This window comes from Amycolatopsis sp. NPDC051716, from assembly GCF_040681595.1.
GTDB lineage: Bacteria > Actinomycetota > Actinomycetes > Mycobacteriales > Pseudonocardiaceae > Amycolatopsis.
Genome location: NZ_JBFAZA010000038.1, coordinates 87,834 through 108,326 on the forward strand (window position 1 = coordinate 87,834; position 20,493 = coordinate 108,326).

Here is a 20,493-nt window from a genome sequence, read left to right on the forward strand (position 1 = left end):
CTCCGGCATGCACGAAATCGCCGCTGAGCAGGACCACGTGAACGTTCTCTACGCCCGCCTCGACGCGTTGCGGGAGGAGGCGGCCGCCGCCCTCGCCCGCGGCCACGCTTCGGACGTGTGGCGGGCCGAGGTGGCGCGGCTCGCGGCGGTCGAGGACGGGCTGTGCTTCGGCCGGCTGGACCTGACCGGCGGCCGGCGTGTCCACATCGGGCGGCTCGGGCTGTTCGAGAAGGACCGGCCTCTGCTGGTGGACTGGCGTGCGCCCGCCGCCCGGCCCTTCTACACCGCGACCGCCGCCGAGCCGGGCGAGGTCGTGCGCCGGCGGCGGATCACCACCCGCGGCCGGACCGTTGTCGCCGTGGACGACGAACTGCTCGACCCGGCCGGGCCGCGCGACGGGCTGGTCGGCGAGGCCGCGTTGCTGGCCGCGGTCACGGCCGAGCGCACCGGGCGCATGAGCAACATCGTCACGACGCTCCAGGCCGAGCAGGACCGCATTATCCGGGACGACGCCCAGGGCGTGCTCGTCGTGGAGGGCGGCCCGGGCACGGGCAAGACGGCCGTCGCCCTGCACCGGGTCGCGTACCTGCTCTACACGCACGAGCACCTGCGCACCCGCGGCGTGCTCGTCATCGGCCCCAGCCGGGTGTTCCTCGACTACATCGGCCAGGTGCTTCCCGGGCTCGGCGAGAACCGGGTGGTGACGGCGACCGTGCCCGATCTTCGTCCCGGCGTCGCCGTCACCCGGGTGGACTCGGCGGCGGAAGCCGCCCGTAAGGGCCGGGCGGACATGGCGTCCCGGCTGGCCGAGGCGGTGCGGGCCACCGTCCGGGTACCCGAGGAGCCGGTGGACGTCGAGTTCGAACAGCAGGTCCTGCGGCTGGACCCGGCGGTGGTGCGCCGGGCCGTCCGGCAGGCCAGGGAGACCGGGCTGCCGCACAACCAGGCCCGGGACGTGTTCCACCGGGCGGTCGTGGCCACGCTGACCGGGGAGCTGGTCGACCGGATGGAGGCGGTCGCGTTCACCGACGCCGGCGAGGCGCTCGACGGCGGCAGTGCCGACGGCCGCCTCGGCGAAGCCGAGCTGCGCTCGCTGGCCGCCGCGGGCGTGGTGCTCGACCCGGCCGAAGACGACGGCCCGCGAGTCCTCCTGGACGAGCCGGACCGGGAAGCCTTGCGGACCACCCTGCTCGGCGACGCCGGCGTCCGGGACGTGCTCGACGAGCTGTGGCCCTCCCTGACTCCCGCGGAGGTGGTCGAGGGACCGTGGAGCGCCGCGGACGTCCCGTTGCTGGACGAGGCCGCCGCACTGGTCGGCGAGAGCGTGCCGGTGTTCGGGCACGTGGTGGTCGACGAGGCCCAGGAACTGTCCGAAATGGACTGGCGCGTCCTGGTGCGCCGCTGCCCGTCCCGGTCGATGACCGTCGTGGGGGACCCGGCCCAGACCGGGAGCGCGGCGGGCGCGGCGTCGTGGGACCGGGTGCCGCGGCCGCACCGGCTCGCGCAGCTGACCGTCGGCTACCGCACGCCGGCGGAGATCATGGAGGTCGCGGCGGAGCTGCTCGCGGCGCACCATCCGGAGTTGCGGCCGCCGACGTCGGTCCGCGCGAGCGGAAATCCGCCGTGGCGCCAGGCGGCCACCGACCTGCCCGGTGTGCTCGCCGAACTCGTCGACGAGCACACCGAGGGGCAGCTGGCGATCATCGCGCCGGAGACCGGCGAGCTGGCGGTCGCGCTGTCGCTGAGCGTGCCGCCGGACCTGACCGCCGAAGTGGTGCTGGTGACCCCGGCCGAGGCGAAGGGTCTCGAGTTCGACTCGGTCGTGATCGCCGACCCCGCCGCCGTCCTCGCGGCCGGCCCGTGCGGACCCAACGACCTCTACGTGGCCATGACGCGCGCCACCCAGCGGCTGGGCGTGGTCCACCCCGGGCCGGTCCCGCGGGAACTGCGTTCGCTGACCGAACGACGGGTCAGCTCCAGGCGATCTTGAACACCCACGTGTAGCGGCCCGCCTGCCGGGCCGCGGCCGGGACGTCGATCACCAGGGAGCCGTTCTCGACCGTCCAGTGCAGGTTCCCGCGGTAGCCCAGCATGGTCACCCGGTCGCCGGCGCGGATCGGCACCGGGGCGTCCACGACCACGCGGCTGCCCGGCGCGGTCAGCGAGTGCACGTAGAACGCCTCGTTCTGCTTCACCGTGAACCGCAGGTCGCCGAGCTGGGCCATCCTCGACCAGTACGTCGTCCCGTAGATCGCCTCGCCGTTGACCTTCAGCCACGCGCCCGCGTCCCGCAGGTGCGTCCGCATGACGTCCGGGATCGTGCCGTCGAAGTCCGGGCCGATGTCGAGCAGGAAGTTGCCGTTCTTCGAGACGATGTCGACGAGCGTCCGGACCACCTCCTCCGCCGTCATGTACCGGTCGTCGGGGGTCGCGCGGTTGTAGCCGTAGGAGAACGGGTCGAGGCCCCGGCTCGCCTCCCACTTCGCCACCACGGTGTTCGGGTACGTCGTGTACTCCGGCGTCGTGAAGTCGTGGTCCGGGATGCCGCCGCGGTCGTTGTAGGTGACGTCCTTGGGGCGCTTGCGGTTCTTCGCGTGGTTGAAGTACTCCGAGATCACCGCGCGGGTGTCGTTGACGCCGCCGATGTCGAACCACAGCACGTCCGGGTCGAACTCGGAGATCAGCTCGAGCACCTGCGGCGCCTGGTAGTCGCGGACGAAGTCCTTCCCCGCGGTGTAGCCGGTGTAGGGCAGTGACGCGCCGGTGTAGGGGTTGCGCGGCGCGTGGCCCATCCACGGGTTGTCCGGGTTGAACCATTCCGGCAGCGAGAAGTACAGGCCGTTGCGCAGCTGCGGGGTGTACTTCCGCGAGGCTGTGAAGAGTTCGTTGACGATGTTGCGCTTCGGGCCGAGCTTCACGGAGTTGCGGTCGCTGACCTTCGTGTCCCACAACGCGAAGCCGTCGTGGTGCTTGGACGTCAGGACGTAGTACTCCGCGCCCGCGTCCGCGATGAGGTTCAGCCAGCCGCGGGGGTCGAACTTCGCCGCGGTGAAGTGCGGGATGAAGTCGTCGTAGGTGAAGTTTTCGCCGTACTTCTGCCGGTGGTAGGCGTAGGTCGCGCCGTTCGGGTCCTGCTGGTTCTGCCAGTACCACTCCGCGTACTGCTGCCCCACCGGCGCCCAGGCGGGCACGGCGTACACGCCCCAGTGGATGAAGATGCCGAACTTGCTGTCGGTGAACCAGTAGGGCGCGCGGTGCGTCGAGAGCGACGCGTCGGCCGGCCGGAAGTCCGGGATGCCGAGAGTGATCGGGACCTGCTGGGTGGCGAGCGTGCCGCGGCCGGCGGTGACCCGGATCTGGCCGTTCGTGGTGGTGCCGGGCGGCACGGACGCGTTGGGGGCGAGGCCGAGCCGGACCGTCGCCTGTTCCCCCGGCGCGAGCGCCCGGACGGTCGCGGGCACGACCGTCCGGCCGCCGGGGACGTCGACGGTGACGCTCACCCGGTCGCCCGCGCCGAGCCACACGGTCCCGGCGTTGACGATGGTCGCTTCGGCGGCCTGCGGCCCGCCGTCGGTCAGCAGGTTCGCCGACGAGCGGCCGTCGAGGATCAGCGCCGAGCGGCCCACCGCGACCGGCTGGAGGGTGAGCGCGAAGACGTGCAGGCTGGCGACGTTCGGCGCGGGGTTCGCCGTCGTGGGCAGGGTCAGCGCGACGGCTTCGCGGGCCGGGTCGATCCAGACCTGGCCGGTGGCCACGGAAACCGGGTTGTCGTCGACGACACCGCCGGGCGCGTAGCGGAACGGCGAGACGAGCGCGCCGCTGCCGGTGTACCAGTCGGGGCCGGACAGGGAGCCGGCGCTCGTGCTGCCGTCGGCGTAGTGCACGGTCGCCGGGCCGCCGGCCGCGCCGTAGCTGCCGGCGACCAGGAAGTACGCGACGAAGTAGCGGCCCTTCGGCAGGTCGATCCGCTGTCCGATGGCGGCGATGTTGTTCTTCGCCCCGGCGGCCGCGGATCCGAGCTTGAACGGGACGCCGCCGGCGGTGACGGTCTGCCCGGCCGGCAGGTGCTCGGCGGGGAAGGTGTAGCCGGACCCGTCGAAGTCGCCGCCGGTGGCCGACGCGCTGTCGATGCCATCGTTGGTGAACCAGGGGTCGAGGGCCACCGGGACCGGCGGCGGGGGCGGGACGATCGGGGTGTCGGCGTGGTCCGGGGCGGCGTCCACGGGGATGGCGGCGCCGGCGGGGGTACGGCCGGCCGCGCTGAGCGCGACGGCACCACCCAGGGCGATGCCCAGAGCTTGGCGGCGGGGGAAGGTCGGCACTGAGCCTCCAGGGATCGGATGACTACGGCGGAATTTCGACAGAGTTCGTCCTCAAGACGCACATCTGTCGCTGGCGGAACTGATTCATCCGATGAATGAGCCTGCTTGCTGGCCTCCGCCGTGTCAAGGGGCCAACTGGCCCGATCGTGGTGAACCGTGCTCGTGTTCGCCGCGTATCCCTAGGTAACGAGCTGCAGCCCTCGCGCCAGAACCCAGCCGCACCGAAAGGCCAGACCGATGTCCACCGACCCGAACGCGCTGAGCCGCCGCGCGATCGCCATGCTCAAGGCGATCGCCGACGGACGCGCCGAGCTCCGCTGCAGCTGCGAACCCGACCTCCGCGTGGACGGCCTCTCGTGCTGCGACCAGAACACCGCCCACGACCTCGCCCGCGCCGGGCTGGTCAGAGCCACCCGGCTCGTCGCGCCCGGCCAGTGGGCCCCCGCCGAACTGACCGACGCGGGCCACCGCGCCCTGACCGGATTTCCCGCCGCCGCTGCTTGAGCCTCCCGCTCGACGCCGTGAAGGCCACCTCCAGGACACCGCGTCCCTCGAGGTGGCCTTCACGGCTTTTCGCGGCCGGACGGAAGAGAAACCTTCGGAATGCGCTGAACCGGGCCGGGCCGGCGGCCGTGCTTGGGGTGAGGGCGTCTCGCACACGCCCTCCGGGGTCACCACGACGCAACGATCCGGGCCAGCCTCCGCCCGATCGGGACCGGGTAACCCCGGCGAGCGGCCGTCGCGGCAACGGCCACCTCGCGCGGGCCCGTCCGGCATCCCCAGAATCCCGGACGGGCCCGCCCCGGCCCCTTCCCCGAAGGAACTGTCCCGGATCTTGTCCGGTGTCCTCACCTGATCAGCGGTCGCCGCCCCGCGGACTCGCGCGCGACCGTGGGATCATGCGACGTTTCGTGGCCGTGAGCGCGGCCGTCCTGGCGGGTATCGGTCTCCTCACGACGCCGGGCAGCGCCAACCCGGAAAGCGCTGTCCCGGTGCTCGAGCAGCACGCGGTCGGTGGCTGGGTCGGCACCTGGGCCGCGGCGCCCGCGGCCGCCGTCGCGAACACGCCGGACGGCTACCCGGGCTACTCGATCCGCAACGTCGTGCACACCAGCGCGGGCGGCGGGCGCACCCGCGTCCACCTGTCGAACGCCTTCGGCGCCGCTCCCCTGACCTTCGGGCACGTCACCGTCGCGGTGCAGGGCACCGGGCCGGACGCCGTGCCGGGCACCCTGCGATCGCTCACCTTCGGCGGCGGCGCGAGCGTCGTCGTCCCCGCCGGCGCCGAGGCGTTGAGCGACCCGGTGAACCTCCGGATCCCCGCCGACACCAACCTGCTCGTGACGACGTACGTGCCGGCGAAGTCCGGGCCGGTGACCTACCACCCGGCCGCGGCGCAGACGTCGTACTTCACCCGCAACGGCGACTTCGCCGCCAGCGAGTCCGGGGCGCCCTACACCGAGCAGACGTCGGTGTGGCACTACGTTTCCGGTGTCGACGTCCAAGGTGGTGCCGAAGCGGCGATCGTGACGCTCGGCGACTCGATCACCGACGGCGTCGGCTCGGCCTCCGGAGCCAACCACCGCTGGCCGGACTACCTCGCCGACCGCCTGCACGGCCGCTTCGGCGTGCTCAACGCCGGCATCAGCGCCAACCGGCTGCTGCTCGACGTGCCCGGCTCCGGCGCCGGCCAGAACGCGCTCTCCCGCTTCGACCGGGACGTCCTGAGCGTCGGCGGCGTGCGGACGCTGATCGTGCTGGAGGGCATCAACGACATCCAGCAGGACCCGCACCAGACCGACCCGGCCGCGATCGCCTCGGCGTACCGCCAGCTGGTCACGCAGGCGCACGCCCGCGGTATCCGGGTGCTCGGCGGCACGCTCACGCCGTTCAAGGGCTGGCGGGTCTACGACGACACCCTCGAAGCGACCCGCCAGGCGGTGAACACGTTCATCCGCACCGGCGGGGTCTTCGACGGCGTCGTCGACTTCGACGCGGCGGTCCGCGACCCGGCCGACCCGCTCCGGCTGCTCCCGGCCTACGACTCCGGCGACCACCTCCACCCGGGCGACGCGGGCTACGAGCGGATGGCCGCCGCCGTCCGGCTCGACCGGCTCTGATCCCGGGGGATGAACAGCACCGCGACCAGGCTCACCACCGCCACCGCCACGAGGTAGAGCGACACCGAAAGCGAAGTGCCGGTGGCCGCCTGCAGCGACACCGCGATCGACGGCGCGAAGGCGCCGCCCAGCACCGCGCCCACGGCGTAGGAGAACGAGGCGCCGCTGTAGCGGTAGCGCGGCTCGAACAGCTCCGCGAACAACGCCGACTGCGGCCCGTAGGTGGCACCGAGGCCGATGTTGAGCACGATCACCGCCACGAGCAGCCACACCGTCGCCCGCGTGTCCACCAGCAGGAAGAACGGGATCGGCCAGACCACCAGGAGCACCGATCCGGCCAGGTACACCGGTTTGCGGCCCACGCGATCGGACCACGCGGCCGCGACGAGGATGCTGACCAGCCACGTCACGCTGCCGACGATGACCACGACGAGCAGGGTGGTGCGGTTGATCTTGAGCACCGAGGTGCCGTAGGACAGCAGGTAGGCCAGGAAGATGTAGCCGATGGCGGTGTTGGCGATGAAGCTGCCGGACGCCACCAGCAGCGCCCGCGGCCGTTCGCGCAGCACGTCGAGCATCGGCCGGCTGCTGCGCTCCTCCGCTTCCCGCAACCGCGAGAACACCGGGCTTTCCTCGATCCGCAGCCGGATCACCAGGCCGATGCCGACGAGCACGATGCTCGCCAGGAACGGCACCCGCCAGCCCCAAGCGGCGAACTGCGCGTCGGTCAGCGCCTTGCCGAGCACGAAGAACATCAGCTGCGCCAGGATCAACCCGGCCGGAACGCCGATCTGCGAGAACGCGCCGTACCGGCCGCGGCGGTCCTCGGGCGCGTGCTCGACCGCCATCAGCGCCGCGCCGCCCCATTCGCCGCCCGCGCTCAGGCCCTGCAGCAGCCGCAGGACGAGCAGCAGGACGGGCGCCCAGACCCCGATCGCGGAGTACGTCGGCAGCAGCCCGACGCCGACGGTGGCGAAGCCCATCAGCAGCAGCGACAGCACCAGCATCGCCTTGCGGCCGACGCGGTCGCCGAAGTGGCCCCAGAGGATTCCGCCGACCGGGCGGGCCAGGAATCCGACGCCGAGCGTCGCGAAGGCCGCGAGAGTCCCGGAAGCGGGTGACAGCGTCGTGAAGAAGAGCTTGCCGAACACGAGCGCCGTCGCCGTGCTGTAGATGAAGTAGTCGTACCACTCGATGGTGGTCCCCACCGCGCTCGCCACGGCGACCCGCCGCAAGGGCCGGGCCACGACCGCGCGGCCGCTCACGAGCCGGCTAGTGCGGCTGCCGGGACCAGGTCGTCCACGAGCAGGTCCATCAGCAACCCGTCGTGCCAGTTGCCGTCCGGACCGCGCTCGTAGGACCGCATCGTGCCGACCGGCCGGAAGCCGAGCGACCGGTAGAGCCGGATCGCCGCCTCGTTGCCGGCCGCGGGGTCGATCACCAGCCGGTGGTGCCCCCGCTGGGTGAACAGGTATCCGGCCAGCGTGCGGATGGCGTCCGCACCGAGGCCGCGGCCCTGGAAGTCCGGGTGCACCGCGATGTCGATCCCGGCGTGGCGGTACTGCGGATCGGCCTCCTCGAAGGCCAGTTCGATGCCGATTACGTCGTCATCGTGTTCGATGGCGTAGGTCGTGGTGCCTTCGTCGGGGTCCAGCAGATAGGACACCTGGGCGGCCACCGGCTCCTCGGCGTCGGCCCACCAGCGGGCGACTTCGGGGTGCGACAGGATCTCCTCGAACCGGGCGGCGTCCGGGGCGGCAGCTGGCCGCAGCCGGACACGGCTTCCGGTGATCAGGCCGGTCATCGGCTCAGTGTCGCCCGCCCGGGCGCCCGCTGTCGACCCCCCGAACGGACCGCTCAGGCGTACACCGTGATGACGTCCTGCCCGGCGCCGGCCACCTTGCGCAGGGCGGTGAGCACGGCGTCGACCACCTCGGCGTCGTCCTCGTCCAGGTCGCCGGGCCGCTCGTCCCCCGCCTTCGCGAGGGCTTCGGCGAGCTCGTCGGCGAGCACGAACCCGACCATCGGGTAGTCGGTCCAGACGATCCCTTCGAGGTTGCGCGAGAGCAGGTGGTCGGCCACGTCGGCGCCCAGCAGCCCGGCGAGCACGCCGTCGAACAGCTCCTCGCGGAACCGGTCGCCGCCCGCGGAGGTGTGGCCGGTGCGGCCGGCCTCCTCGCCCATCGCCAGCGCCGTGCGCACGACGGCGTCCGCCACCTCCGGCGTGGGTTCGCCGCCGCCCGCTTCGCGGAACGCCGCCACCACCGGGTCGGCGGCCACCCGCGCCCGGAATTCGGCCGCCGACGCGGCGCGGAAGACCAGCTCGTAACCCATGCCCTACTCCCCGTACCCCGGCGTCACCTTGACGACCGCCTTGCCGTCCGGGCCGACCGTCGTGTTGACCGGAACGTACTTCACCGGCGGATGGCCGTTGTGGATGGCGTTCCAGATCGAGGTCCCGACCTCGCCCCGGCCGTCGTAGGTCGCGTTCTCCGGCTTGCTGTTCTTCATGTTCGCGGCGACGTCCTTGAGGTATTCCGTGCTGCCCTGGTCCATCCGGTGTTCGTTGGGCCGGTTCGCGGGCGGCACCGGGGCGCCGGTGTCCGGGTCGAACTTCTGCACGCGGCCGTGCATCGGGCCGCCGGTCAGCGTCGACCCGTTGCCCTTCGCCTCGACGACGTGCATGGTCTTGCCGTCCCAGTAGGCGACGTCGGCGACGTTGTTGCCGTTGAAGGCGACCGCGTTCGGCCACGGCTCGCCCGGCTTGGTGCCGTACTTGCCCGCCGGCAGCGGGTTGGCCTTCGTCGGCGTGATCATGTCGAGGTCGTCCTTGCCGGTGACCTTCTTCAGGTAGTCGTGGGCACCGGCTTCGCCGACGTCCTCCGACCGCTTGACCTTCGTCTTGCCCTCGGAGTCCTTCAGGCGCCTGCCGAGCGGGTTGTCCGGGTCGTCCTTCGGGAAGTTCTTGTACTTGTCGATCGCCGGGTCCTTGAGGTCGTCGTTGACGATGTCCCCGGGCTTGAAGTCCTGGCCGGTCTTCGGCTTCTTGTTCGAGCCGGAGCCGGACGCGTTCGTCGAGTCGTCCTCGGACCGCTGGCGCTTCGGGGGCGCCTTGTCGCTGACCTTCCCGCACGGGGACACCGTCGCCGTGAGCCCCAGCGGGTCGGCCGCGAGGAGCGGGTTCGCCACGTAGGCGACCGGGTTCGGGGCGGGCTCGAGACCCAGCGGGTCCGGGCTCAGGTACCGCCCGGTCGCCGGGTCGTAGTAGCGGTAGACGTTGTAGTGCAGCCCGGTTTCCGCGTCGCGGTACTGGCCGGGGAACCGCAGCGGCGTGCCGGCCGGATCCGCCGGCTCTTGCGGCGTCACCGGCGCGCCCCACAGGTCCGCCTGGCCGCGCCACAGCAGCGTGCCGGCCGCGTCGACCAGCTCGATCGGCGTGCCCACCTGGTCGGTGACGACCGTGGCCAGCCGGCCGGAAGCCAGCTGCGCCAAGGGCTTCCCGTCGTCCGGGTGGTATTCCCAGGTGGTGACCCGGGTGCCGGCCTGCTCCTCGACGAGGGTGGTGCCGTCCCAGGCGAACAGCACCTGCTCGGCCACCACCGGGGCACCGCCCGGGCCCGCGACGATCCGCTGCTTCGCGGTCCGCCGGCCGAGCGGGTCGTAGCGGTAGCGCCACTGGCCGCCGTCCGGCGTGACGACACCGGTGAGCCGGCCCAGGGCGCTCCACGTGTAGTGCCAGACCGCGCCCGCGGCGTCGCGGCGGGAAACGAGCCTGCCGTGGGCGTCGTATTCGTACGCGGCCCGCTGGTGATCGGCGCTGTCGGACGCCGTCAGCCGGGTGCCGGTGTAGAAGCGGCGTTCCCGCGCGGTGCCGGTGATGTTGCCCGCGCCGTCGTAGCGGTAGTGCTCGGCGCGGTTCGGGCCGGTGACCGCGGTGACCCGGCCGGCGGCGTCGAGCTGGTAGCGCACCGGGCCGGTCACGTCGTCGTCGACGCCGGTGAGTTCGCCGTCGGGCCGGTAGTCGTAGCCGCGGGAATGCACGCGCCGCCCGGCGACCGTCACGGCCTGGCCGGTGAGGCGCTCCCCCGCGTAGGCCTGTTCGAGCACGACGTCGCCGAAGACGCGCCGGGTTTCGGCGCCGCCCTCGTGCCCGAAGCGGATCGACTGGCCGGCCGTCTCCAGCGCGACCGGGACGCCGTCCGGGTCGAACCGCCACAGACTGTCCACTCCGGACGGTGTGCGACGGTGCACGAGGTGGTTTTCGTCGTCGTAGCCGAAGGAGACGGTCCGGCCGTCGACGGTGTGGGCGAGCACGCGGCCCTGGTCGTCGCGCTCGATGTCCACCCGGGACTCGGCGTTCGCCGCGCCGGCGAGCCGGCCGACCGGATCGTGCGCGAACGTCGTGAGCTCGTCGGCCGTGCGGCGCGAGACCACGTTGCCGAGCACGTCGTAGGCGTACTCGACGACCAGGCCGCCGGACTCCGACCGCACGAGCCGGCCCGCGGCGTCGTGGGTATAGCGGGTCACCCGGCCGTCGAAGTCGGACTCGGCGGCGAGGCGCCCGGCCGGGTCGTAGGTGTAGTGCCAGGTCAGCCCGGCCGGGTTGGTCACCGCGACCGGCCGCAGCTCGGTGTCGTAGGTGTACACCGTGCGCGCGCCGGTCGGGTCGGTCACCGCGGTCAGCAGGTCGAACGGGCCGTACTCGCGGGCTTCGGCCTGGCCGAGCAGGCCGGTGTGGCCGAGCTCGTTGCCCTGCCGGTCGTAGCGCCAGGCCTCCTGGGCGCCGGACGGCGTGGTCCGGGCCAGCAGCTTCCCTTCGACGCTCCAGCGCAGCGCGGAGCGGCCGCCGGCGGCGTCGACGACGGCCTTCGGGCGGCCGAACAGGTCGGTGCCGTCCCCGCGCTCGCGCAGCTCGGCGGCGGTGGCCGCCGCGGTGCCGGGCTCATCGGTGCCCGGTGCTTCTTCGGCGGAACCGTCGGCGATGCCGGGCAGCGTGGTGTACGGATCGGGCGCGCCGCCGGCCGGGTAATGGCGCCGCCAGACGCGGCCGGCGGCCTCGACCGCGATGTCGAGAGCGCCGTCGAGGTGCCGGGTGACGGCGACGCGGCTGCCGTCGGGCCGCACGACCGCCCGCAGCTCGCCGGCTTCGCCGTGCTCGAACAGCGTCGTGTGGCCGAGCGGGTCGGTCCGGCTCAGCATGCGGTCGTAGCGGTCCCAGGTGTAGGCGGTGACCGCGCCGAGCGGGTCGACATCGCGCACGAGCTGACCCAGCTCGTTGAAGTGGTGTTCGCTGGTGTGGCCGAGGGAGTCGGTGAACCTCGTGACGCGCTGCGCCGGGTCGTAGGCGAACCGGCCGTCGAGGAAACCGCCGTCCCCGACGGTGACCACGCAGCGCCCGGTGGCGTCGTAGACGTAGCGGTACCAGACGCCGTTGCGGTCGTGCCAGCCGGTGATCCGGCCGGCGTCGTCGTATTCGAACCGGACCGGGGTGTCCGACGAGTCGACCACGGCGACCAGCCGCCCGCGCGCGTCGTAGTCGTAGCGCACGGCGCGGACGCGGTAGCCGGTGTCGCCGTCGACAACGTCCACCGCGACCACGCGGCCGCGGTCGGTGGTGAGCGCCACCTCGTAGCCCGCCGAGTGCGTCAGGCGCGACGGCTCGCCGGAAGGTGTGTAGGCACACGAAAGCACGGCGCCGCCGGCGTCTTCGACCTGCTGCAGCGGCTGCAGCGCGCCGCCGCGGCCGGGCAGCGGCGCGAAGGTGAGCGTGCGCCGGGCCAGGGGGTCGTGCAGCGTGTAGCCGGTCGCCGTCCGGGTCAGCGGCCGCCGCGGTCCTGCCAGCGGCAGCACCGGCACGCCGGGCTCGGCGTGCGGGTACACCAGGATCAGGCCGTCGGCGGAGAAGTAACAGACGTGCTCGTCGTCGAGCTCGAGCCGCTGGTCCACAGTGGACGTCCACGTCGGACCGAACCACAGCCCGGCCCGGTAGGACGAGACGTGCGTGCGGTCGAGCACGAGCGGGAGGGGATCCGGCAGCTCGAGATCGCGCTGCTCCAGCACGACGTCACCGTTCGCGACGTCGACCGGGTCGGACTTGCAGACGCGGTCGTCCGGGCCGACGCCGCGGTCGCGCGGGTTGTCCGGCTTGTTCGACGAGCCCCCGCCTTTGCCGCCGTCGCCCTTGCCCGCGCCCGAGGGCGTGGTCGAGCCGCCGCCGGGGGCCGGGTTGTCATCGGGGCCCTTCGACGCCGGCGGCGGATCGGTCTTCGGCGGTGGGTCGGTCTTGGGCGGCGGGTCGCCCTTCGCGCCCGCCGCGCTGGTGCTGTCGCCGCCCTTCGGTGGCGGGTCGGTCTTCGGGGGAGGTCCGTCCGGGCCGCCCTTGCCCTTGGGACCACCGATGTCCTTCGGACCGCCCTTGATGTCCGCGTGCTTCGGCGGCGGCGCGGCCTTGCCCGGCTTGATCTTCCGCAACGCCTTCGCCGCATCCGCGAACAAATCCCCGGCCCGCTTCAGCAGCGGAATCAGCGCCTTGAGCGCCGTCACCAACCGCTTCACCAGGTCCGCGATCTTCGACGCCGTCTTCGCCACCGCGTTGATCACCTGGGGGACGACCCAGGTCAGGCCGATGCCGAGGGTGAACAGCACCTGCAGCGCCCAGCTGATCAGGTGGCCGACCAGCTCCGCGATGATGTCCCGGACCAGGGCGCGCACCGCGGCGACGACCTCGCCCGCGGTCTTCACCCCACTGGACGCGCCTTCACAGCCCTTCTGCGCCGTCTCCAGCAACGTCACGGTGTCCTGGGCACGCTGCCGGTAGGTGTCCGCGGCGTTCCCGGTCCAGGACACGGTGTCGGCCTTGACCATGCCGGTCAGGTCCTCGCCGATGCTGCCCAGCTCGGCGGCGACGTTCTTCCACGTCTCGGATTGCGCGGCGATCTCGTCGGCGTTGCCGGTGAGACCGTTCAGGGCTTCCTTGAGCGGGCCGACGTGTTCCATGAGCCAGCCGACCCCGGCGGCGAGGATCGCGCCGAAGGGGTCCATCGCCATCGACAACGCGTCCAGCGCCGTCCCGACGGCCCCGAGCGCCACCGACGCCCAGTCCCCGCTCTCGATGGCCGACTTCAGGTCGTTCGCCGACTCCAGCAGCGAAATGCCCGAATACGCCTTCGTGGAATCCTTCGTCTCCGCGACCAGCGGATTCACCACGGATTGTTGTCCTCATCGTCGGCAGTGGCCGGCCGCCGCGGCGGCGTCGGCGGGGTTCCGGGAGCGGGCGGGACGGCCGCCGCGCCGCCCGACGGGGCCGGGGGCACCGGTGCGGGCGGGACGGGCGGCTGCTCGTCCGGTTCGTCCGGGTCCGGGAACCGGCCGCGCAGGGAGTCGAGCAGCGCGCCGCGGGTCTCGGGGTCCTCGTCGCCGAGCCGCTCGGCCATCACGCCGGCGACCCGGTCGGCGATGCCGGACTGCGCCCGGCGCATCGTCGTCAGGATCTGCCGCGACAGCTCTTCCAGGGGGAACGACTTGACCTTGTTCGAGAACGTCAGGTCGGTGACCGTGCCGTCCGCGCCGACGGTCACGCTGACGGCGCCGTCGGAGCTGGTCGCGGTCAGCCGCAGCCGTTCGGTCTCCTCCTGCGCCGCCTGGTAGCGCTCGGCCTTCGCCGCGAACCCGGCCGCCCAGTCGTCCATCCGGCGGATCGTCTCGTCGGGGTCCCGCATCAGGTCCCCCAGCCCGTTGGGCCCCGTCATGACCGCACCTTCTCCGAAACCGTGCGCGAAGACGACGCGAGCTGACGCTCGAACGGCTGCGCGTTGCCCTCTTCGCCTTCCCGGTAGGACTTCGCGGCCGACGTGACGTTGTCGGCCAGCCCGCGCACGCCTTCGATCGACGCCGTCAGCGCGTCCTTCGCCTCCTCACCCGTCGGCCGGATGATCGGCGGGAGGAACGCGCACAGCAGTCCGTAGGCGTGGTCCGACATCGCCGTGTCCGCCGCCGAGCTCGCCGTGTTGAGCCGGTCCACCAGGCTCTCGACGTGACTCGCGTGCGCGACCAGGTCATCCGGTTCGACCTCGAATCCGGGGGCCGTCATGCCGTCACTTCCAATCCTGGTTCTTCCAGTCCCCGATCACCGGCGGCGCGACCGCCTCTTCGCCGGCGAAGAAGTTCGGGTCGTCGCTTTCGAGGTAGTCGGCCGCCTTGTGTTCCTTGTCGTCTTCCTTCTTGCCGCCCTTGCCGGCGCCCATGCCGCCCATGCCCGGCGATCCCGCGGCGCCGGCCGCACCGCGGCCCGACATCGCGTTGCGCGCGGCCGCCGCTTCGGCTTCCGCGGCCGCGCCCGAGGCGGCACCACCGCTCAGGTTGCCCGCACCCGTGCCGCGCACACCGCCGCCGGCACCGGCTCCCCCGGCCCCGGAGCCGCCGCCGATCCCGCCGAGCGAGCCGCCGCCGGCGCCCCCGCCGCCGCCCAGGCCACCGAGCCGGCTGGCGATGCTTTCGCCGTTGATCCCGCCGCCGCGCCCGATGGTCGGCATCTTGGCGCCGCCGGGCGTGTTGAGGCCGCCGGTGCCGGTGGGCAGGCCGGTGATCGGGTCGATGCCGGGCGGGGTGAAGCCGGGGATCGGGCCGCCACCGCGGACGGTGCCGCCGCCCCCGCCGGAGATGTCCGGGATGTTCGGGATCGACGGCGGGGTGTACCCGCTGCCCCCGGTGCCCCCGCCCCCGCCGATGCCCGACGGCGTGAAGCCCGACGACGTCGTCGAGTCGTCGAAGTGCGGCAGCGACGAGCCGGGGATGCCGGCGCCGCTGAAGTTGCCGCCGGTGGGCGTGCCGGGGGCGTCGAGGTTCGGCGGGGTGAAGCCCGCCCCGCCCCCGCCGCTGCCGGGGATGCCACTGCCGGAGAAGCCGGAGCCACCGCCCGGAATGCCGCTTCCGGGGGTGCCGCTGCCCGGGATACCACTGCCCGGAATGCCACTGCCCGGGATGCCACTGCCGGAGAAGCCGCTGCCGCCCGAGCCGTCGCCGGCACCCGGGATGCCGCTGCCGGAGAAGCCGGAGCCGCCGGCGCCCGAGCCGTCGCCGGGGATGCCCGCACCGCTGCCGCCCGCGCCGCCGCCGAGGGCCGCGGCGTTGGCGTCGAGCGGGGTCTGCGGGGTCACGCCGTCCAGCGCGGTCCGCGCCATCAGCGGCTGGTCGGCGCCACCGCCTGCCCCGGAGCCGCCGCGCGCGACGACGTTCTGCCTGGTCGCCGTGGCCATCGGCAGCTTCGGCGGGGCCGGGAACCGCGGGGTGGCGACCGCGCTGCCGATGGTCTCGTCGTACTGCGTCATGATCTGCGCGGCGTGCTCCCGCGCGGCCTGCTGCGCCCGGTAGGTCTGCATCGCTTCGCCCGCGGCCGACGCGTACTGCACCGGGTCGGTCATCGACATCAGGCGCTGGTTGGTCGACTGCAGGTCGAACTGCACCGGCGGGTTCGCGACCATCTGCCGCTGGGTCTCGTTGAGCGCCTGGGAGTGGATCTCCTGCTGCCGGCCGGCGAGCGTGGCGCCCTGCGCGGTCGCGCCCAGCCACTTGCCGACGCCGGCGAGGTGCTCGCGGACGGCGTCCCCGGCATCGCCCTGCCAGTTGTCGGTGCTGGCGTTGATGGCGTCGGCGAGGGTCTTCTGGTGGGTGCCGAGGTCGTTGCCGACGCTCACCCATTCTTCCGAAGTTTCCGCGACGGTCGCCGGGTTGGCGTCCAGCGTGATGGCTTCGTTCATCTGTTCGTGGCTGGCGTTGTTCCACAGCGTGCGCGGCGCCCCGCCGGTCTCGCGCATGGCGAGGCCCTCGTCGAGGCCGTGTTTGGCGTCGGCGAGGTGCTGCTGGTAGAGCTCCTGGATCTTCCGGTCGCGCAGCACGGGATCGACGACGGGGCCGAGCCAGCCGCGCCGGATCTCGTCGTCGACCTGCCTGGTGGCCATCTCGCGGATCTGGTCGCCCGACGGCGAGTGGTCCGTGGTCAGCGGCCCGACGTAGTACTTCGACGACGAATCGGCGGTCACGTCGTAGAGCGGACTGCGCGGGTTGTAGTCCGGGGACGACGGGTCCGAGACGGACTCGGCGGTGGGTGCCACGGTCTCCCTCAGCTCTGGTCGGCGGTCGGGAGCGAGGTCAGCGTCGTGCGCGTGGTCTCTTCCCGGGACTTGTAGTTCTTCTTGGCCAGCCGGATGGCTTCGATGTAGGTCGGGAACTCCTGCCGCGCGGCCTGCAGCTGGGTGACGAGGCCGTGTTCGTCGGCGGCGGTGCTGACCATGTGCGCGGACACCCACTGGCCGGTGGCGGTCCGGCTCATCGCCGGCGCGTCATGCAACCGCTGCAGGTTCGCCCAGCGCTGCTCGAGCGACTCGAGCACGCCTTCGAGCGCCTCGATCAGCTGGTTGCCCGTGGTGTCGTCGATGGCGAAGCCACCGCTCTGGGCAAGCCGCTTCAGCTGCGCCCCGGCGAGCCCGACCCGCACGGCGGCCATCGTCTTGGCCTCGGGGGTCGCGGCGTTCTGCAGCTGCACGGCGGCCTGGAGAGCCTGCGTCGTGGCCGCGGTCTCTTCGGTCATCAGGACTGTTCCTCCCCGATCAGTAGACAGCGGCGATCGCGTCGCGGATGGCGCGCGCGAGGTCGGCCCGCCCGGCGGGCAGGTATTCCGCGGTGAGTTCCCCGCCCTCGCCCGTCCGGGTGTGCACGAGGTACCGGCCATCGGCGGTGTCGAGCCAGCTCAGCGGCTCATTGGCGAGCCGTTCACCCCGCCGCCCCTGCGCACTGACGGCAATGTGCCCCCCACCCAGCCGAGGTTCGGCGAGCACCCGTTCGAGCACGGCGACATCGGACGGTTTCGGAGCCGGCGGCCGCCGCCCGGGCCGCACGACGGCCTTGACCTCGATCATCCCGAAGGCATCGGTCTCTTCTTCGTCGAACTCGGCGTCCGCGATCCGCTTCGCGGTCATGGCGGAAACCTCCCGCCCGGCCGCCCGGTGTACGACGTGTTTCCCGGTACTGGCGGCGGGAGCCGGCGGCAGCACCCCGGTGACGACCTCGACGAGGTCTTCGTCGGCGAACAGCGAGAAAAGCAGGTCATCGGTGTCCGGGGCCTGCGTGATCCCGAGCGCCTGAGCACCGTCACTGACGACGAGAACGGCCACATCGGCCCCCAGCCCATCGATCCCGCTGACGGCGACTGAAACCCGCGGTTCGGCGAGCAGTTCGAAGGCGGCCCGGACCCCGGGGTGCAGCTCACCGGAGACGGACAGCCGCCGCTCCTCGAGCGCGTCGTAGACCTGCCGCGCCACGCGCACGAACCGCACGGGATCGGTGGGCAGATTCCCGGCCCGAAGCGGGTACCGCCGGACATCGCCCCCGGTAGCCCGCCCGACGACGAGTGCTTCGAAGACCTCGAGGACGAACTCGAACCGCTCCGCCATTTCCCCTCGCCGGATCCTTTTCGTCAAACCTTCAAGCAAGTTCCGTGATGAACATTAGCAGTGCGGCCGGGACGGGCGTCGGCACCGCCACCCGGATGCCCGAAAGACCACGATCCCCTGGACCAGGCGGGCAAACAAGCGGATCGCCCGACGGAGTGACCGGGGTTGCGGTGGGCGGGGAGGTCCGTTGGGCGAGGTCATGACGGTCTGGCTGGTGGGCGGGTCCGGGGTGCGGGCGTATGGGCGTGTGGGCTGGAAGCGGTGGGCTGGCCGGGCCGGGTTCGCACTGCCGCTTCGCTGCTCGCTCGGCTCGCGCACTCCCACTGCGGATTCCGCAGCAGAGGCGGGGGCGGCAACGGCGGCGGTGATCACGGCGGTCGCGGAGGAGGAGTCGGCAGCAGCGGCGATGGCGCCGGTCAGCACGGCAACGACCGCAGCCTTGATTTCCGCTGGTAGCAGCATGGGCAGCCGCGGCAAGCAAGGCGCGGTCACGGCAGCCGCGACCGGCGGCGGCAATCGTGGCGGGTCGCGGCGGAGAGGAGCCGGCAGCAGCGGCAATCGCGGCCCGGAGGCAGCAGCGATGCCACCGGCAGGACGGCAACAACCGCTGCGCTGATTTCCGCTGGCAGCAAGAGAGCAACCGCGGCAAGCCCACGATCGCGATGGCGGCGGCAATCGTGGCGGGTCGCGGCGGAGATCACGGCGGAGAGGAGCCAGCAGCAGCGGCAATCGCGACCCGGAAGCCGCAGCGATGCCACCGGCAGCACGACAACGACAGCGGCGGTGATTCCCGCTGGCAGCAGCAGCGGCAACCGCGGCAAGACCTACGATCGCGACAGCGGCGGCGACCGTGGCAGTGGCGGAGGAGGAGTCGGCAGCAGTGGCGAACGCGGCCCGGAAGCTGCAGCACTGATTTCCCCTGGTAGCAGCATGGCGACCGGGGCGACGACGACACGGTCACGGCGGCGAGTGCGATTCTGGCGATCACGGTGGTGGCATGAACCACCGCAGCGAGGATGGCAGTCCGGGACGCACCTTTGATGTGAGATCCAGCGAGTTCGGTGAGCTTTCTGGCGGCGGGTCAATTCCAGCGGGGCCATTGCCGGCCATCCGGTGGTGAGTCGCGGTCCGTGCCGGGGCCATCGACTTCCGCTGCCGACTGCGAGGACCAGGTCGACCATTGCGCGGGCGCGGGTGTAAGCCCGTAGCCGTGTGGCTGCGGGCCTTTCCCGTGTTCAGGCTGCGAATGGGAGTGGTTCGTGGATGTTGTTGCGTCTGGGTTTTCGGCGCCGGTCGATGAAGACCGGTGGGAGGAATTCGGGGAGGCCGTCGGGGGCGATGCGGACTTCCCAGCCGGAGCGGTGCAGGAGTCGGTGGTGGTGGGCGCACATCAGGACGAGGTTGGTGAGGTTGGTGGGGCCTCCGTCGGCCCAGTGGTGGATGTGGTGGCCTTGGCAGTGGCGGGGTGGTCGGTGGCAGCCGGGGAAGGCGCAGCCGCGGTCGCGTAGGTATAGGGCGCGGCGGAGTCCGGCGGAGATGAGGCGGCGGAGGCGGCCGAGGTTGAGGGGTTCGTTCTTGTCGCCGAGGACGGCGGGGATGATCATGCTGTCGCAGGCGTGGATGCGGGCTTCGGCGGCGGTCATTTCGCCGGTGTCGCCGAGGGTGGCTGTCCCGACGCCGGTTTTGAGGTCGGTGAGGGATACCGCGACCATGACGTGGGCTCGTTCTCCGGCCTGCATGGGTAGATCCGGGGAGTTGAGGGCGAGGTCGACCGCGTCGGAGAAGGCATCGCCGTAGCGTTGAGGCAAAGTGCGGTGGTCGGGGCCCTCGTCGCCCGTGCGGCGTTCAGCCAGCGCATCGAGCAAAGCGCTGGCGCGAGTACCGGTCTCATCATCGAACCTGCCGTTCAACTCCCAGACCCCGGAGCGCTTGCGCCGCAAGAAGAGTTCCCGAGTCGGCGCGGCGGGTTCGGCGCCAGAGGGTTCGGCGCCGTCCGGAGCGAGGTGGGCGAGGATGCGGGCCCCGAGGGCCGCAACCTGTTTGTGCCCGGCATCGGCAGCAAAGGTCAGAAGGTCGACCTCCGCAGTCGCCTGATGCTCAGGCGGAACCTGCGTGAGAACCCCGGTGATCGCATCGATCATCGGGTTGCTCAACCGTCCAGCGCGCGCAGCAACACCCACAGCAGGCGCGAGAGCGGGAATCGGGCTGCCGTCGAGGTTCCGGCCCGGATTGAGAACCCGAGCCCGTCTCACCATCCGTTCGCCGGCCTGTGTCGGAACATCGCCGAGATGCTCCAACAGTCGAGCGACAGAGCGGTAACCGAACAGCTCCATCACTCCACGCTGTTCGATTTCCACAAGCAGGGCACCGAGTTCGGCTTCGGCGGAGCGCATGCACGCGAGCAGCTCACCGATGCGGTCGGCGATGGCCACCGCGTCGGAGGTGAGAGTCGCGTTGTCGGACATGACTCAAGATTACCGAGCATCGAACACAAGTTCGACACACGAACGGGGTAACTGTTCAGGCCATTTCGGTGTTCGTTGGCAGCCAAGGGTTTCCGGTGATGGCGTCACGCAGCGCGGTAATGATATGCAGGCCGTTTTT

The 20,493-nt window shown here is 72.0% G+C and carries 15 protein-coding genes; 4 read left to right on the forward strand and 11 right to left on the reverse strand.

Annotated elements, in window-relative coordinates:
* Positions 1-7 precede the first annotated feature (7 nt).
* Positions 8-1,990 (forward strand): UvrD-helicase domain-containing protein, encoded by a 1,983-nt coding sequence (locus AB0M30_RS38415; RefSeq protein ID WP_364594689.1) that lies wholly within the window; start codon positions 8-10, stop codon positions 1,988-1,990.
* Here AB0M30_RS38415 and AB0M30_RS38420 read toward each other — a convergent pair.
* Positions 1,971-4,322 (reverse strand): alpha-L-fucosidase, encoded by a 2,352-nt coding sequence (locus AB0M30_RS38420; protein ID WP_364594692.1) that lies wholly within the window; start codon positions 4,320-4,322, stop codon positions 1,971-1,973. The genes AB0M30_RS38415 and AB0M30_RS38420 overlap by 20 nt on opposite strands.
* Before the next feature lie 237 nt (positions 4,323-4,559).
* Here AB0M30_RS38420 and AB0M30_RS38425 point away from each other — a divergent pair, with 237 nt between their 5' ends.
* Both AB0M30_RS38425 and AB0M30_RS38430 read left to right on the forward strand, forming a co-directional pair.
* Positions 4,560-4,826 (forward strand): hypothetical protein, encoded by a 267-nt coding sequence (locus AB0M30_RS38425; RefSeq protein ID WP_013227053.1) that lies wholly within the window; start codon positions 4,560-4,562, stop codon positions 4,824-4,826.
* A 395-nt stretch (positions 4,827-5,221) separates the two neighbouring features.
* Positions 5,222-6,442 (forward strand): SGNH/GDSL hydrolase family protein, encoded by a 1,221-nt coding sequence (locus tag AB0M30_RS38430; RefSeq protein WP_364594695.1) that lies wholly within the window; start codon positions 5,222-5,224, stop codon positions 6,440-6,442.
* Here AB0M30_RS38430 and AB0M30_RS38435 read toward each other — a convergent pair.
* Genes AB0M30_RS38435 through AB0M30_RS38475 form a run of 9 tightly spaced genes read right to left on the reverse strand, consistent with a single transcriptional unit; the run spans position 6,400 to position 17,889 of the window.
* Positions 6,400-7,707: an MFS transporter gene (locus AB0M30_RS38435; protein ID WP_364594698.1), complete on the reverse strand. Its 1,308-nt coding sequence runs from the start codon at positions 7,705-7,707 to the stop codon at positions 6,400-6,402. The genes AB0M30_RS38430 and AB0M30_RS38435 overlap by 43 nt on opposite strands.
* Positions 7,704-8,246: a GNAT family protein gene (locus AB0M30_RS38440; RefSeq protein WP_103343908.1), complete on the reverse strand. Its 543-nt coding sequence runs from the start codon at positions 8,244-8,246 to the stop codon at positions 7,704-7,706. Before AB0M30_RS38440 ends, AB0M30_RS38435 begins: the two co-directional genes overlap by 4 nt.
* A gap of 53 nt (positions 8,247-8,299) precedes the next feature.
* Positions 8,300-8,776, reverse strand: coding sequence for a hypothetical protein (locus tag AB0M30_RS38445; RefSeq protein WP_364594701.1), 477 nt, complete (start codon positions 8,774-8,776; stop codon positions 8,300-8,302).
* A gap of 3 nt (positions 8,777-8,779) precedes the next feature.
* On the reverse strand, positions 8,780-13,648 hold the full coding sequence (locus AB0M30_RS38450; protein WP_364594704.1) for an RHS repeat-associated core domain-containing protein: 4,869 nt from the start codon (positions 13,646-13,648) through the stop codon (positions 8,780-8,782).
* Positions 13,642-14,190: a YbaB/EbfC family nucleoid-associated protein gene (locus tag AB0M30_RS38455; RefSeq protein WP_364594707.1), complete on the reverse strand. Its 549-nt coding sequence runs from the start codon at positions 14,188-14,190 to the stop codon at positions 13,642-13,644. Before AB0M30_RS38455 ends, AB0M30_RS38450 begins: the two co-directional genes overlap by 7 nt.
* The gene (locus AB0M30_RS38460) at positions 14,187-14,531 is read right to left on the reverse strand and encodes a type VII secretion target (RefSeq protein WP_364594710.1); all 345 of its coding nucleotides are present in this window, start codon (positions 14,529-14,531) and stop codon (positions 14,187-14,189) included. The genes AB0M30_RS38455 and AB0M30_RS38460 overlap by 4 nt, the downstream gene beginning before the upstream one ends.
* Positions 14,532-14,535: 4 nt before the next feature.
* A complete protein-coding gene (locus AB0M30_RS38465; protein WP_364594713.1) occupies positions 14,536-16,551 on the reverse strand; it encodes a hypothetical protein in 2,016 nt (671 codons plus the stop codon).
* An 8-nt stretch (positions 16,552-16,559) separates the two neighbouring features.
* Entirely contained in the window at positions 16,560-17,027 is a 468-nt protein-coding gene (locus AB0M30_RS38470) for a hypothetical protein (RefSeq protein ID WP_103338234.1), read from the reverse strand.
* 19 nt (positions 17,028-17,046) lie between these two features.
* A complete protein-coding gene (locus AB0M30_RS38475; protein WP_103338233.1) occupies positions 17,047-17,889 on the reverse strand; it encodes an ESX secretion-associated protein EspG in 843 nt (280 codons plus the stop codon).
* 187 nt (positions 17,890-18,076) lie between these two features.
* Here AB0M30_RS38475 and AB0M30_RS38480 point away from each other — a divergent pair, with 187 nt between their 5' ends.
* Positions 18,077-18,505: a hypothetical protein gene (locus tag AB0M30_RS38480; RefSeq protein WP_364594717.1), complete on the forward strand. Its 429-nt coding sequence runs from the start codon at positions 18,077-18,079 to the stop codon at positions 18,503-18,505.
* A gap of 619 nt (positions 18,506-19,124) precedes the next feature.
* Here the strand turns inward: AB0M30_RS38480 and AB0M30_RS38485 are convergent.
* Positions 19,125-20,354, reverse strand: coding sequence for a DUF222 domain-containing protein (locus tag AB0M30_RS38485; RefSeq protein WP_364594719.1), 1,230 nt, complete (start codon positions 20,352-20,354; stop codon positions 19,125-19,127).
* Positions 20,355-20,493 lie beyond the last annotated feature (139 nt).